Origin of the sequence: Bacillus massiliigorillae (assembly GCF_000380245.2) — a bacterium.
Taxonomy (GTDB): domain Bacteria; phylum Bacillota; class Bacilli; order Bacillales; family DSM-1321; genus Bacillus_AD; species Bacillus_AD massiliigorillae.
Map to the genome: position 1 here is coordinate 500,811 of NZ_HG428742.1, position 15,510 is coordinate 516,320.

The following is a 15,510-nucleotide window of genomic DNA, read 5'->3' on the forward strand; positions in this document are numbered from 1 at the left end:
CATTCACTAGAATATATTATAACGAATTGATTCATCCGTTTCGAGTACTCTAGTCAAAAAAATATGGCTGTCCTAAAAGTGATTTCCAATCACTTTTAAGACGCCTCTTTACGCTTTTAAGATGCTTCGTACTTGTTTACATCTGATTGTTAATTTAAATTAAGTTACTTGAAATAGTTGGTTTATAACGCTTGCGGTTTAGAGAATAGATAAATTCTCCATTTAATATTAAAAGGAAAGCCCAGTGAAGTGATATTAGCTAATACCTTTCGAGTCACCCTTATCTTAAATTTTAGAAGTCTAATAAAGACGAACCATTTGCATCATTCATTGACATTGGTTTTTGATTCGCTACTTCAGCAGTAGGTGTACTCACATACTTAGGTTCCTGCATTACAGGTTGCTTTACTACTTGTATATTGGCTTCTTCTTCTGACATTATTTCGCATAATGCTTTAATTGCCAATATGTAACTTTGTTTCTTTTGAAATGTTGAGGCTGTCTTAGCTTTTTGAATAAGCTCTTCCATTTTATTCAACACTTTATCAGATGAGATTTCCATTTTATTCACCTCTAGTGTTCTAGTCAAGTTTCTTCCTTAATCATAATGTACGTTTCACAATCATTCTAGTCATTTCTTTTCTTCATACTTCATACAATTTTGCCCCGACGATTGCAAAACAATCATCGAAGGTAGTAGCTTGGATTTAAACCCGAATGCCCTACATCCCTTTGGCGACTGCTGATCCCATGTCACGAAATAATGCCTACACTTCACACAATTAATTCTTTGTTTATTTTCCATATCTCCTATTGTTCTCTCTTTCGAAAATTGTCAGAAAATAATGTTTCATGTGAAACATTGACGAATTCAGTTTAATGCACCCAATGAATATCATTTCTCGTTCTTTCAAAACCTTGAAACTTTAAGAAATCATCTGGATACTTTACACTACACATCATTGGATGACGACTTTCATAGAACCGTCCTTTTTCAATATATACTTTATTACTAATCGCTTCTTTCCCCCATAAAAACCAACTAATATTCGGATTACATTTAGATATATAAGCTAACACTTGCTGTGAAAAATGAGCCCAAATATGTTTATGACTATTCGGCTTTCCTGTTTCACACGTAAATGATGTATTCAAAAATAAAACACCCTGTTTCTCTAAATCATCAAACCATAAGTGAGGTGGTTTAATAGGAAAGCTACCTGAACTAATTTCAGACTTAATAGATTGAAAAGATTTAATATCACTATAATCCTCAATTTGATTAAAATTTTTATGCAATAAACGTACGATGTTTTTCAAAGATACTTGGCGGAATGGACCATGCCAACTTTCTAACCCACCTACTTCAAAGGATCTTCCAGTAGCTGCCCCTTTCATTGGATACACATCTTGACCAAGCCAAATGACTTTCACTTGATGTAAATCTGTAGTAAGAAATCGTAAAATGCGGTCGGTTTCATGCGGATTATAATTCGACCCAATTTGTTGTTCGATTTCTTTTAACTCATCTATCATTTCTTTTGTCAAAAAAGGCTTCCACGAATCATGTATATTATTCGGTAAAATCATTGTATCTCTCTACCTTTCAGGATTATCTCTTATCATTTTATCTTAAATTCTCAGTTTCCTCTAATTTCTCATTATTTCATAGAAAAGAAATTAGTGCAGCCACACAGTATGTATGAAAGAACCCTTGATTCTTCAACTAGACTATTACTTTTTCACTTTACATAAGTAAATGAAATGCTTGTATATCTAAACTTAATTATTATATTCTTAATAGAGAAGAAGACTAATTAACTGCTTATTAGGCGAAGAATAGTTAATTAATTCATAATTATCTAACTACATTAGGAGGATTCATATGACAATGAAAAAAGCTTTAACGATTGCTGGCTCCGATTCAAGCGGCGGTGCAGGTATACAAGCAGATTTAAAAACATTTCAAGAACTTGGTGTTTACGGTATGACTGCCTTAACGACAATTGTAGCGATGGATCCAAAAGATAACTGGCATCATCAAGTATTTCCTCAAGAAACATCTACAGTTGAAGCACAATTAGAAACAATTCTTTCAGTAGGCGTAGATGCATTAAAGACAGGAATGCTTGGTTCAGTTGAAATTATCGAATTAGCAGCTCGTAAAATTAAAGAGTACAATCTTACAAACGTAGTAATTGACCCAGTAATGGTTTGTAAAGGTGAAGATGAAGTTCTATTCCCTGAGCATACCATTGCATACAGAGAAGCTTTACTTCCACTTGCAACGGTTACTACACCTAACCTTTTTGAAGCAGCTCAGCTTGCTGGAATGCAAACTATTACGACAGTTGACCAAATGAAAAAAGCAGCAGAAAAAATTCATGACCTTGGAGTTAAATATGTTGTGATTAAGGGCGGAAGCAAATTACATGGTACAGAAAAAGCCATCGACCTAATGTATGATGGTAAAGAACATATCATTATTGAAAACGACCTAATTCCAACTTCTTATACACATGGTGCAGGTTGTACATTTGCTGCAGCAATTACGGCTGAATTAGCACTTGGAAAATCTGTAGAAGAAGCAATCTCTGTAGCGAAAGATTTCATTACAGAAGCCATTCGCCATTCTTGGAAACTAAACGAATACGTTGGACCAACTATGCATGGTGCTTACAAACTATATGGAGCTCAAAATAAATAAAATATAATATAATATAAAACTTGGACTAATGTGAACTATGCATTAGTCTTTTTTTCCTTCGTTTTCACTCTTACAACTACATTTTGATTGAAGCAATCACAAGAAATGTTCAAAAAAAATGAAGGTAATCTTTTCGCATTATTTCCATTCTTTTAGTAAGATAGTGAATAGTAATATTAAAAATTTGGGTTGATATGATTTTCTTTCAACAATCTATCACCCCCAAAAAGAAGAACTACCCCAAGATTTACTTTGAGAAATCTACTATAAATCAAGATGTTAATTAGGAATGAGGAGGTTATAGTATGAAGCCAATTGTACCTTTAGCTGTTCAAGAAGCAATTGATTCTTTTCAGCAAAAAGATGTGTATATACATCTAGAAACAACTAACGGAGCATATGCTTCACACTTTGGCGGAGGCAGTTACTCTGCTGGTGCTTATATTCGAAATGCTCTTGTTCAATATGAGCATGGAAAAATTAAAGGTGACGGTCCCTATCGTGTAGGTTTAAAGATTGCATTAGGATGGGTTTACGCTGAAGGCGTTACTCACTTCATGATGGATGACCAGAATCGATTACTTCTAGCTGGTTTAGATGAAAGTGGTCGTTTAGCTGTCTCATTACAAATTAGCGAGACACCGTTCGAATAAGACGAGAGGAGGAAAAACATTGAGTCAAGAAAGTCATGTACTTGTCGTGTTCCCTCACCCAGATGATGAAGCTTTCGGTGTATCAGGAACGATTGCTTCATTCACTACTCAAGGGACACCTGTAACATATATGTGTTTAACACTAGGAGAAATGGGCAGAAACTTAGGTAACCCACCTTTTACCACTCGTGAAGGGCTGCCAAAAATCCGTAAACAAGAATTACAAGAAGCAGCAAAAGCTATGGGTATTTCCGATTTACGTATGATGGGCCTTCGAGATAAAACAATTGAGTTTGAAGATGAAGAAAAACTTATCGGTATGATTACAGATGCCGTTCACGAATTAAATCCTTCCTTAGTTATTTCCTTCTATCCAGGATATAGTGTCCATCCTGACCATGATGCAACAGGAAAAGCAGTCGTAGAAGCTTTGGGAAGAATGCCAGAGGAAAGCCGTCCAACTTTACATGCAGTAGCATTCTCAAGTAACTGTATTGAAGATTTAGGAGAACCGGATATTGTTAACGAAGTAAGTGCTTTTCAAGCTACGAAACTAGCGGCACTTCGAGCTCACGCTTCTCAAACGCAATTAATGACTGCTGATTGGGAAGAAAAGATTAACCAACGTGATCCAGAAGTATTGAGAAGACTTAATATAGAGACGTTCTGGACATATAAGTGGGATAATAAATAATTTCATCATCTATGTATAAAGTGCTCGTGCACTGGATATAATGCCAATATGATGAACTTTCCATAGTATCCCCCTTTAATTAGATTACCTATTTAGGTAATCTTTTTTTTGTAATCTACAACAGTGTAAAGAGGCTGTCCACCAAGTGATTGTTAATCACTTGGCAGATAGCCTCTTACAATTCTACTTTATACAATTGATCATCATCTTTAGAAGGGTTGCCTCTTCCATCCGTATTATTCGAAATGAAATATAACATATTCCCTTCTATGAATACATCTCGTATACGGCCAACATCCTTCACGACATCTTCCATTACTTTTGATTGAAGATGATAACGTTTAAGCGCTTCGCCTCGTAACGTTGCTACATACAGATTACCATTATGATACGCAAGCCCTGCAGGTGCCCATGTTACATTACCTGAATGAATAATCGGCGTTACCATGCCTTCCTTCTTTTCATCTCCTTGAATAATAGGCCAACCATAGTTTGCTCCTGCTACAATGGTATTTAATTCATCGTGAGCAGAAGAACCATGTTCACTACTGTAGAGATTGCCTTGTTCATCCCAAGTAAGTCCTTGTGGGTTTCGATGACCATAACTATATACATATGAATTTGAAAATGGATTATCTTCCGGTACGCTACCATCTAGGTTCATTCGAAGAATTTTCCCACTAAGCGATTGGAGATTTTGTGCTCGTTCTTCTTTCAAACCATCACCCGTCGTAATATAAAGCAAACCATCCTTACCTATTTGCAGACGACCACCATGATGATATTGACCGCTAACGATACCATCTAATAGCTTTGTGATTTCATGCCATTTATTCTCACTTCGTTGGAGAATAACTACACGGTTCAAAGACTCTCCATCCTGCTCATACGTATAATAGGCAATTGCTCGCTGTGACTTTGCAAAATCAGGCATTAACAGAAAACCTAGCAGGCCCGCTTCAGATTGAGAAGATAAAGGTTGATTCAACTGGACTGGTTCTCTTGTTACCTGTCCATTTTGCACGACAGCAATCGTTCCGTTTCGTTCACTAATATAAAAGGTTTCATTTGCTTTCTGAATTGACCATGGAACTTGAAGCTGTGTTGCCTCTACTGCAATGGTTGTAGCCCGATTGCTTACCATTTCTTCCTTCTTCTCATCATCCACATCGTCTGCCTTACTACAAGCTGTTAAAATGAGTAGACACATCATACTGAATAACCACTTAATCTTTTTCATTTTCCTACCTCTTTCTAAAAGAAAGTAAACGTAGGTGCCTGACTAAGATGCAATACTTTATTTTAAGGCTTTTTCAATAGCATGAGCTACACCATCTTCGTGATTGCTCAATGTTACTTCATCACAAAAGCGTTGAATATCAGCAATTGCATTACCCATCGCTACTGCTTTACCTGCTTTTTCAAACATAGAAATATCATTGTAGCTATCACCAATTGCCATTGTATCGCTAAGAGCAATATTACGCTTCGCTACAAACTTTTCTAATGCGATACCTTTTTGAGCAGAAGGGCTTGTGATTTCTAGGTTTTCTTTACCAGATGAACTAACTGTTAAAGATGTATGCTCTTTAAGCTTACCACCAGTGTGTCCTAATAAATCTTGATCACCAGAAAACACAAGCATTTTAAAACATTGAATGTTTTCATCTGCAAATAATTCAGCGTAACTCGGTACTACATGAACTAAACCTAAATCAAAACGCTCCGTTGCTCTTTTCTCTAAATACGCCGGATCCACATCAGGAAATGCAGATACTAATAAATCCACAATCGTTTCAATAGAGACTTTCTTATCATATGTATATGTACCTTTATTTGTATAAACTTCATAGTAGATATCCGCTTCATCTAAAACTGCTCTAGCTCGCTCTACATCTTCTCTATCCATTGGATTTGATGCTACCATTTCTCCCTCTTCATCCCATACAACGGCTCCATTGATGGAAATAACAGGACATTTCAAACCAGCTTCATCTAACGCATGGCGAGCTTCTAAATACGAGCGACCTGTAGCTACTACTACCTCCACACCTTTTGACTGGGCATGTTCAATCGCGCGTTTATTCGCCTCACTAACTTTTTCATGCATATTTAATAAAGTACCATCCATATCAGTTGCAATACATTTAATCAAACTAAAACGACCTTCTTTCCTTACAATCTTCTTTAATCTACTTGTTTTCCTCTTGAAGCTACCCAAATTTCATACCATTGCTCTCTAGTGAGATTTAATGATAAAGCTTTTACAGCAGCTTGAATACGTTCCATTTTACCTGAACCAACAATTGGCATAATCTTTGCTGGATGTTTTAACAACCACGCATACATTACTTGATCGATACTCTTCGCGCCGATTTCAGATGCTATTTTTGTAAGTGTCTCTCTCACTCTAACAGCCTGAGCATCTTCACTTGTAAATATTCGTCCCCCAGCTAAAGGTGACCAAGCCATCGGTGGCATACGTCTTTCAATTGCTTGATCTAACGTTCCATTCTCAAATTGAGCTCTTTCTAATACAGACAATTCCACTTGATTCGTAATAAGAGGCATTTCTAAATACGTTTGTAACATGGAGACTTGTGAAGGTGTATAATTAGATACTCCAAAATGCTTTACTTTCCCCGATTGCTTTAATTCGGAAAAAGCCTCTGCAACTTCTGCTGGGTCAGTAAGTACATCTGGACGATGAATTAGCAATACATCAATATAATCTGTTTGCATATTCTCTAAGGATTGATGCACACTCTCTACAATATGTTTCTTACTTGAATCATAATGATTCAGCTGCACATCATCTCTCGAAGTTAATTTAATCCCACATTTTGTTATGATTTCTAATTGTTCACGAAGTTGAGGTTTTAATGATAAGGCTTTTCCAAGAAGCTTCTCACATGTATACTGTCCATAAATATCAGCTGTGTCAATTGTTGTTATGCCTAACTCTAGACACTGTTCCATAAGTTGTAACACTTGTTGATCACTATATTGCCAATCTGCTAATCGCCATTGACCATGAATAATACGAGAAAACTGAATATCATCCTGTAGCTGTACTCTTTCCACATTAACACTCCTCATCATTACTTATTTAAAAATAATAAATAACTTCATTTATTATACATCTAACAGCTTCTTCTTTATTATACACATATAAAATATATACATATAATTCAACATTTTATATCATTTCAACGTTTATACATAAAAAAATGGGGTAAAGGTAAAAACCTGATAAATACTATTTTGAAATATTAATAGATTTTTTTATTATTATGCATTAAACTGTATATATATTAATCAACCGATACAATGAAAGTAAAGGGGAACATAATGAACAACACGTCAAAACACTATAAAGTATCTTCATTACTACTATTTATCATACCTTCTCTAATCGGTATTCTATTATTCATGACTCCTGTCTCATATGACGGACAAATTACTATTCCAATTGCAATTCTATCTGGTACGTTTAAAGACATGCTTGGTGACTCAATTCCCTACATTATGACCTTTATTATTGTACTAGCTGTTCTTGGAACATTAGCTGCTAAACTATTTAATATACCTTTCATCAAAAAAAGCCCGTTTTTCACATCGCTATTCGACGTGAGCCCTGTTTGGATGATTACAAGAATCTTCGGTGCAATCTTTGCTGTTATGGTATTATTCAAAATTGGACCAGAATGGCTTTGGTCAGAAGACACTGGTGGAACATTGCTGTTTAGCTTACTACCTACTTTATTCGCAGTATTCTTCTTTGCTGGATTACTCTTACCACTACTCTTAAACTTTGGTTTACTTGAGCTTTTTGGAGCACTTCTTATAAAAGTAATGCGCCCGCTATTCAGACTTCCGGGTCGTTCCTCCATTGGTTGCGCCGCCTCTTGGTTAGGTGATGGAACAATCGGAGTACTACTAACTAGCAAACAATACGAAGAAGGCTATTATACAAAACGAGAAGCTGCGATTATCGGAACAACCTTCTCTGTTGTTTCTATTACATTCAGCCTTGTTATTATTTCACAAGTTAATCTTGGTCATATGTTTATCCCATTCTACTTAACTGTTCTTCTATCTGGACTTGTAGCTGCAATCATTATGCCAAGGATTCCACCTTTATCAAGGAAGCCTGATACATATCATGGTGATCATCAGCCAAATAATGACGAAGTAACACCAAAAGGCTATAATCCTTTTACTTGGGGAGTTAAACTAGCTGTTAATCGTGCAGAAGAAAATAAGGGAATAAAGAAATTCTTCTTAGAGGGTGGAAGAAATGTTCTAGATTTATGGATGGGTGTTGCTCCTGTTGTTATGGCAATGGGAACAATCGCTTTAATTATTGCCAATTATACACCTGTATTCCAATGGTTAGGATTACCTTTTATCCCTATTCTAGAATTGCTACAAATCCCAGAGGCTCATGCTGCATCTCAAACAATTCTCATTGGATTTGCAGATATGTTCTTGCCTTCTGTCCTAGCAATGGGAATTGAAAGTGACCTTACTCGATTTGTTATTGCCACTTTATCAGTAACGCAATTGATTTACATGTCTGAAGTAGGTGGACTACTACTCGGTTCAAAAATCCCTGTTAACTTCAAAGATCTTGTTATTATCTTCTTGATCCGTACGGCAATCACGTTACCGATTATCGTTGGGGTAGCTCACCTTTTATTTTAAATAAATACATTATAAGAAAAGCGCAAGCGCCCGTTTTGCGACGTATAGATTGGAGCACTTCAACTGAGATAAAGGAAACACGAAGAGGCGGTAGCCGATTCGATGTTGACTTATCGTAGGGAGATGGGCGAAATCTACTAGTCGCTGGGCGCTGGAGCTAGACATCGCACAAATTTATATACTTTCTTATCTTTTAAAAAAGGCAGCTCAAAAGTCCCTCACTTGAACTTTTGAGCTTTCTTTTAATTATTCCACTATAAAAAATTCAACTTGTTGATGCTTCATGAATTCATTAACAGAAGCAAACTTCGCTAATTCAGCTTTATTAACGCTAATATAGAAATAGCCATTTACATATAAATTCGCTAATCCCGCTCGATCAAAATAATCTGCATTTGCATCCTCGAATACTTTACCATTCATTTTAAATGAGTATGGAACATCTACTTTATTCAAATTCGCACGAATAATAGTGTAATCTGTAGCTTCCTTAAAAAATTCCCAAGATAATTTATTTGCTTCTATTTTTTTCATAGAAGCAGCTGATTTTTGATTAAACTCGGTTTCATTTACTACTTGAATTGGTATTTTATTCGTTGACGATATCGTTCGATCCATCGAATCTACAATTTCAACATGTAAATTAACTTGTTTACTTGTTTCAAACAGTTTCTTCGGAATTTTAATTAAAGCTTGGTTTTCATTTGATACAACTGTCTCTACCATCTCGCTATCTACATAAACCCGCATAGCGGGAGCAAATCCTTGTCCCTTAATTACAATTTCTTGATCTTCTTTTGCCTCTCGATTGATAACATTTGGCGTTAATGAACCCACCGATAATTTTTCCGATCCTAGGTAAAAATTCTTATTATCGTTCAACAAATGATAGTAATCAGAGAATTGTTTACCAAAGAGATTATCATAGTTCAGAATTCTATAATCGACGAGCCATTTGTCCGTTCTATCTTCCACATGACTTGGTAATATTTGATACCCTGCTTCATACATGCTATCCATAAAACGATAAAGTGGTTCTTGGTTTAGGTTAGCAAGATTTAAAACATACGCTGGAAGCATATAACTCCCCATCAGTACATCTTCTTGCTTCTCTAAATAATTAGACCATATCACTAACGGCACCGTATGCATTTTATTATAATCTGTTTCTTCTTCAAGATTCTTCATGAAACCTAATTGTTTATACACTTGATAATTGTCACCTAGCATCGGTAAATGATCTCCGTAAAAAACAACGATAGACGGTTCATTTACTTTCTCTAGTTCAGTAACAAGCTCTTGTAATGAATTATCAACGTCTTTCATGGTTGATGCATATGATTCTAGAATTTGTTTAGAAGCTTTGTCTATATTTTTAGTAACCTTGATTTTATTCTTTGTATCTGCATTCGATTGATAAGGTCCATGACCCTGCATAGATACACCATAAATATAATCAGGTTGTTCTGTTGCTTTCACTTCAGAAACAATTCGTTGCACAAAATCATTATCGAAAATATAGTCACCTTTATATTGGGGATTGAAGAAATATTCTTGCCCGATGAAATTAGTAAAACCTAAATTACGGTACGCTTCTGTTCGGCGATAAAACCATGAATGATACGAATGAATACCTGTTGCTTTGTAACCAATGCTTTCAAGCGAGCGTGGCATTGAAAGAACAGGATTTTTCAAGTACTGCGCAAAAGCAATTGAACCACTTGGCAAAAATCTCGTTGATAAACCTGTAATAGCCTCAAACTCTGTATTAACCGTTCCGCCTCCGTAAACAGGAACACGTAAATTTCCCGATGTATGCTTCTGTTGCAAACTTCTAAAGAAAGGAATGGGATCTTCACTAAATAAATTTTCTCCTAATAATAACGGGTCCCAAAAGGCCTCACTTTGTACAAAGATAATATTCGGCTTCTTATTTCCAACAGATGCCTTATCTTCATATTTTTCAAGAATAGCCGCTACTGTTTGTTCATTATAGTCTGAAGGCTTGTCCACTTTCATCCATCTAGTATTAAGTAGAAAACCTAACGTAAAACCATTTTGCTCACTGTTCATTTGCTGATCATAAGTAATTGTTGTTACCTTAAATGCATCTGTTATATCAAAAGGCTTATTTGTAAAAGCGACCCATACTATTAGAAAAGCAACTAATGTTACACCAACACGTTTCCACACTTTAAATTTCTCATTCTTAACAAAATACGCAAAAATTACGCTTAGTACTAGCAAAATTCCTAGTACAAAAGCAATGACACCAATATTCGATAACTCCATAGATTGTGTTATGTTCGATGCTTCATTAACTAATCGTAAATCTCCTGGAAGTAGAGGCTCTCCTCTTAAATCAAGCTTCAAACGACTAATAAATCCACCTAAAACAAGAAGCATCGTTATAATAAATGAAGTTAATATATATACCTTTTTGTTACACACATAACCAATATTCACAAGCCCGCAAAGAACAATAAAAGTTAAAACAGCTTCAGTAGGTCTCTCACTAATCCAACTAAAAAAAGAACCGATATTTCCTCGAAATGCGGTTTCTGTAATAATAAAAGCAAGAAGAGGCATGCAAATTACAAAATACCAATCATTCACATGCCTTATTCGGTTAATCCAGTTTCCTCTTACCTTTTCTTTTCCTTTTGACACCTCATGTCCACCCTTCTAAGTTGTTGCAACTACCCGTTCAACAGGAAACATATTTTACACGAATACATTATATAACAATAATATATTAATTTTGTGCCATTTACAAAAATTTACTATTGAACATAAAAAGCTTCGATACAATCCACTTTATAAGCAAATTGTATCGAAGCTTTATTAGTTCACTTTCATACCCTCAATTGCCTGCAAAATGTTCTCTTGTATACGTTCAATCTTTGAGAAATCCATACTAGCAACATAGATTTCCTCTAACTCATCATGCAAAGCTTTTGCCCGAGCCAAATGAGCGGTAGCCTCGTTCATTTTGGTACGATACCTTCTCGATACATTTTCAATATCTGCACTATAATCTTCATCTGTTCCTGGTCTAATGCAACGTTCGTATACATCAATAATCACGTCGCCATCACGACTTGGAAAATATTCATGAGGTGCTGTACTATCAAAAATAGCAAAACCCAGTTCGCGAACAATGACCATATCTATACTATGTGGGTCAAAACCACAATGATAGATTTCCACATCGAATCCTCTTTCTTCAGCCTGTGCAGCAATCTTCTTCAACATCGTTGATTTACCTGATCCTGGTCGCCCTTTAATAAAGAATCGATGCTGTAAACCACTCGTTAAATTAGGAACAAAATCAACGGCTCCTATCGGCGTTGCCGCTCCAAGAAAACGATGACAAACATCAGCTATTGCTTGCTTCGTTTGACTGCCGAAAAGCTTATCAATCATTTCCACCGTTAATTCATTTGCTTTTTCAAAATCCATATTATCAATATAAATAGCTTCCCATTCATCATGAACACTTAATGCTTGTGCAAAGGTATCATATGCTGACTGAAAGGCAACCGCTATTTTCTTTATGAGCAAATCAATAGTATCTGTTTGCTTAGCTAAGCTTTCAGCATTCCATGCTTCTCCTACATTTACATATTGACCTACTGCTCCTGGCAAACGTGGTTCAATCACGTGCGGTGCGGTGCCATCCACAATTCCTACGCCTAACTCATTAATAATGACACCATCAATAGAATCATTGTCAGAAGAACAATGTAAGTATTGTAAGCTATATCCTTGATCATCATAATATTGCCCTATATTTTTCATTAACGTTGACTTTCCCGTTCCTGGACCACTTTTTAAAATATACAATTTTTTCAAATCCGCTAAATTATATTCATATAAACTATAAAAACCTCGTGCAGTATTACCACCGGCAAAGTAATGAAGTACGCGTTCCGTCAAAAGAAGCACTCCTTTTTCATAAATATCTCTTACCGATTTCAATATATGAAGAATGTGCTGAATAGGTGAATGCCCACTAAGAAAAAAATCCGTGGATATACATTCTCCACGGATTTTTATTTTATTTAATTAAATCTACAAACTTAGCATCCGTAACCTCTGCTAATAATTGCGGCTTAATCATAATCTGCGTACCAATTTTCCCACCACTTACAATCATCGTCTCTAAGCTTTCAGCTTCACTTTGAAGGAAAGTTGGATACTTCTTGCTCATACCTACAGGCGAACAACCGCCTCGAATATAGCCTGTTAGCTTTTGAATATCCTTCACAGCAACCATTTCAATCTTCTTCTCCCCCGCTGCTGAAGCAGCTTTCTTCAAGTTTAATTCCTCAGCTACAGGGATGACGAAAACATAGATTGCTTTGCTCGTTCCATGAGCTACTAATGTTTTATAAACCATTCCAGGATCTTTGCCAATCTTGTTTGCTACTGAAATACCATCTATTTGGCCATCCTTTACTTCATAGGACATCATTTCATATGCTATTTTCGCAGCATCTAGTATGCGCATAGCATTTGTTTTACCTTTTGCCATGACTTACATCTCCCATTTAATCGAACTTTAATTTAGATAACGCATCTGCAAATGCATTATTTAAAGGCTCTTCTTGTTTATTCTGCTTCTTCATATATTGGGCCACAGCACGTTTATCAGCGACTTTATTATTTCCACCTTTTCTACGCTTTTGGAAAGCACTCATTTTCTCACGATGACCACATTTACATACGAAAATTTGGCCTTCACCTTCACCGCGTAATTCCAATTTCTTATGACAAACTGGGCAACGTGCATTTGTTACCGTACTAACACGCTTGCGATGTCCACATTCACGGTCTTGGCAAACAAGCATCTTACCTTTCTTGCCATTCACTTCTAACATCAATTTGCCGCAATCTGGGCAATGTTTGCCTGTTACATTATCATGTTTAAATTTCTCTGTACTGTTCTTAATCGTATGAACAGACTTCTTCGCGTAGTCTTTCATATCATTTACAAACGTACTCTTACCTAATTTGCCTTTCGCAATTGCTGTTAGCTTTTGCTCCCACTGAGCTGTAAGTGCTGGTGATTTCAATTCATCAGGTACTAACTCCAGTAATTGCTTACCTTTTGTTGTCACATGAATGCCTTTACCACGCTTTTCAATTGAGAAAGAATTAAATAGCTTCTCGATAATATCAGCACGTGTTGCAACCGTTCCTAATCCACCTGTTTCACCTAATGTTTTAACTAAGTCCTTGCTTTCTCCACCCATAAATTTCGCGGGGTTTTCCATTGCTGAAAGAAGAGTGCCTTCATTAAATGGTTCAGGAGGCGTTGTTTCACCATTTGTCACCGTTAAAGAGGCAACTTTTAGTTTATCGCCTTCTTTTACAACTGGTACATAGGCTTCATCGGACTCATCACGATCATAAATCTCCTTCCAGCCTTTATGCAGTACTGTTTGCCCTTTAGCTGTAAACATTTCTGAACCAATTTTCGCTGTAATGCTTGTTTGTTCATATTCAAAGGGTGGTAGCAATACCGCTAAGAATCGTTTCACAATGAGGTCATACACCTTTACTTCCTTATCTGACATCTTCGGTAAGAATGCAGATTGTTCTGTCGGTACAATCGCATGGTGGTCACTTACCTTGCTATTATCAACAAATGATTTATTCGTTTTGATTGGCTGACGTAAAATTTTCGTTGCCCATTGAGTATAAGGTTTGATGGATACTGCTTCTAAACGCTCTTTCAACGTACTAACCATATCTGTTGTTAAATGTTTAGAATCTGTACGTGGATATGTTACCACCTTGTATTGCTCATATAAACGTTGTGTAATCGATAATGTTTCCTTCGCTGAATAGCCAAAGATACGGTTACAATCACGTTGTAATTCTGTTAAATCATACAAATTTGGCGCATATGTTTTCTTTTTCGTTTTCTGAACTGATTCGATAACTGCTTGTTGAGTGTTGATACGTTTTTGGATATCATGTGCTTTTTCTTCATTAAAAGTACGTGTATCATTTGTTTTAGCATCTTTCCAAGTTAGATTTAAACCATTCTCTGCTTTAGCTTTTAATCCATAGAACTTCTTCGGCTTAAATTCTTTAATCTCTTGCTCACGCTTTGCAATCATCGCAAGTGTTGGTGTTTGCACACGTCCACAAGATAATTGGGCATTATGCTTCGTCGTTAATGCACGAGTAGCATTCATACCAACTAGCCAATCTGCTTCCGCACGAGCTTGCGCTGATGCATATAAATTTTCGTATTCTTTTCCATCCTTCAAATGACGGAACCCTTGCTTAATTGCTTGGTCTGTTACAGATGAAATCCAAAGACGTTTAATCGGCTTTTTCACACCCGCTTTTTCAATAATCCAGCGTGCTACTAATTCACCTTCACGTCCAGCATCTGTAGCAATAACGATGCTCTCGACATCTTTTCGGAGCAATTGCGATTTAACCGCTTGATATTGTTTACTCGTCTTCTTAATTACAACTAGCTTTGCATGTTTCGGAAGCATTGGTAGGTCTTCCATCTTCCAAGCTTTATATTTTTCATCATACATTTCAGGATCAGCAAGTGTTACAAGATGACCTAATGCCCAAGTTACAATATATTGTTTTCCCTCAAAGAATCCGTTTCCTTTTGTGTTACAGCCTAATACTTTTGCTATATCTCTACCAACTGATGGCTTTTCCGCCAACACAACTGTTTTACTCAATCCGTACATTCCCTTCTCTATTACCTA

Annotated in this window: 13 protein-coding genes; 4 read left to right on the top strand and 9 right to left on the bottom strand. The window is 36.2% G+C overall.

Annotation, left to right across the window (positions count from 1 at the left end):
• Positions 1 to 292: 292 nt before the first annotated feature.
• Both TX86_RS18420 and TX86_RS18430 read right to left on the bottom strand, forming a co-directional pair.
• Complete coding sequence (locus TX86_RS18420; protein WP_154663160.1) at positions 293 to 589, bottom strand: YwdI family protein; 297 nt, start codon at positions 587 to 589, stop codon at positions 293 to 295.
• Between the two features lie 287 nt (positions 590 to 876).
• Positions 877 to 1,590: a uracil-DNA glycosylase gene (locus TX86_RS18430; RefSeq protein ID WP_042351136.1), complete on the bottom strand. Its 714-nt coding sequence runs from the start codon at positions 1,588 to 1,590 to the stop codon at positions 877 to 879.
• A 295-nt stretch (positions 1,591 to 1,885) separates the two neighbouring features.
• Here TX86_RS18430 and pdxK point away from each other — a divergent pair, with 295 nt between their 5' ends.
• The 3 genes from pdxK to bshB2 all read left to right on the top strand — a co-directional run bounded on the left by pdxK (position 1,886) and on the right by bshB2 (position 4,054).
• Entirely contained in the window at positions 1,886 to 2,707 is an 822-nt protein-coding gene (pdxK, locus tag TX86_RS18435) for a pyridoxine/pyridoxal/pyridoxamine kinase (protein WP_042351138.1), read from the top strand.
• Between the two features lie 305 nt (positions 2,708 to 3,012).
• Positions 3,013 to 3,360: a YojF family protein gene (locus TX86_RS18440; RefSeq protein ID WP_042351140.1), complete on the top strand. Its 348-nt coding sequence runs from the start codon at positions 3,013 to 3,015 to the stop codon at positions 3,358 to 3,360.
• A 19-nt stretch (positions 3,361 to 3,379) separates the two neighbouring features.
• Positions 3,380 to 4,054: a bacillithiol biosynthesis deacetylase BshB2 gene (bshB2, locus tag TX86_RS18445; protein ID WP_042351142.1), complete on the top strand. Its 675-nt coding sequence runs from the start codon at positions 3,380 to 3,382 to the stop codon at positions 4,052 to 4,054.
• Between the two features lie 175 nt (positions 4,055 to 4,229).
• Here bshB2 and TX86_RS18450 read toward each other — a convergent pair whose 3' ends face one another.
• From TX86_RS18450 to TX86_RS18460, 3 genes are read right to left on the bottom strand one after another with little or no spacing between them, the layout of a single operon-like run.
• The gene (locus tag TX86_RS18450; RefSeq protein ID WP_042351143.1) at positions 4,230 to 5,294 is read right to left on the bottom strand and encodes a PQQ-dependent sugar dehydrogenase; all 1,065 of its coding nucleotides are present in this window, start codon (positions 5,292 to 5,294) and stop codon (positions 4,230 to 4,232) included.
• A 57-nt stretch (positions 5,295 to 5,351) separates the two neighbouring features.
• Positions 5,352 to 6,209, bottom strand: a complete 858-nt coding sequence (locus tag TX86_RS18455; RefSeq protein ID WP_042351144.1) for a Cof-type HAD-IIB family hydrolase — start codon at positions 6,207 to 6,209, stop codon at positions 5,352 to 5,354.
• A gap of 32 nt (positions 6,210 to 6,241) precedes the next feature.
• Entirely contained in the window at positions 6,242 to 7,138 is an 897-nt protein-coding gene (locus TX86_RS18460; RefSeq protein ID WP_042351146.1) for an aldo/keto reductase, read from the bottom strand.
• Between the two features lie 267 nt (positions 7,139 to 7,405).
• On the opposite strand from TX86_RS18460, the gene TX86_RS18465 reads away from it, so the two are divergent.
• A complete protein-coding gene (locus tag TX86_RS18465; RefSeq protein ID WP_042351147.1) occupies positions 7,406 to 8,761 on the top strand; it encodes a YjiH family protein in 1,356 nt (451 codons plus the stop codon).
• A 246-nt stretch (positions 8,762 to 9,007) separates the two neighbouring features.
• Here the strand turns inward: TX86_RS18465 and TX86_RS18470 are convergent, their stop codons facing one another.
• From TX86_RS18470 to TX86_RS18485, 4 genes are all read right to left on the bottom strand, one after another.
• The gene (locus tag TX86_RS18470) at positions 9,008 to 11,431 is read right to left on the bottom strand and encodes an LTA synthase family protein (protein ID WP_042351149.1); all 2,424 of its coding nucleotides are present in this window, start codon (positions 11,429 to 11,431) and stop codon (positions 9,008 to 9,010) included.
• Between the two features lie 174 nt (positions 11,432 to 11,605).
• A complete protein-coding gene (locus TX86_RS18475; protein WP_042351150.1) occupies positions 11,606 to 12,700 on the bottom strand; it encodes a PRK06851 family protein in 1,095 nt (364 codons plus the stop codon).
• Positions 12,701 to 12,821: 121 nt separating this feature from the next.
• The gene (ybaK, locus tag TX86_RS18480) at positions 12,822 to 13,298 is read right to left on the bottom strand and encodes a Cys-tRNA(Pro) deacylase (protein WP_042351152.1); all 477 of its coding nucleotides are present in this window, start codon (positions 13,296 to 13,298) and stop codon (positions 12,822 to 12,824) included.
• A gap of 16 nt (positions 13,299 to 13,314) precedes the next feature.
• Complete coding sequence (locus tag TX86_RS18485) at positions 13,315 to 15,492, bottom strand: DNA topoisomerase III (RefSeq protein ID WP_272867252.1); 2,178 nt, start codon at positions 15,490 to 15,492, stop codon at positions 13,315 to 13,317.
• Positions 15,493 to 15,510: the final 18 nt, after the last annotated feature.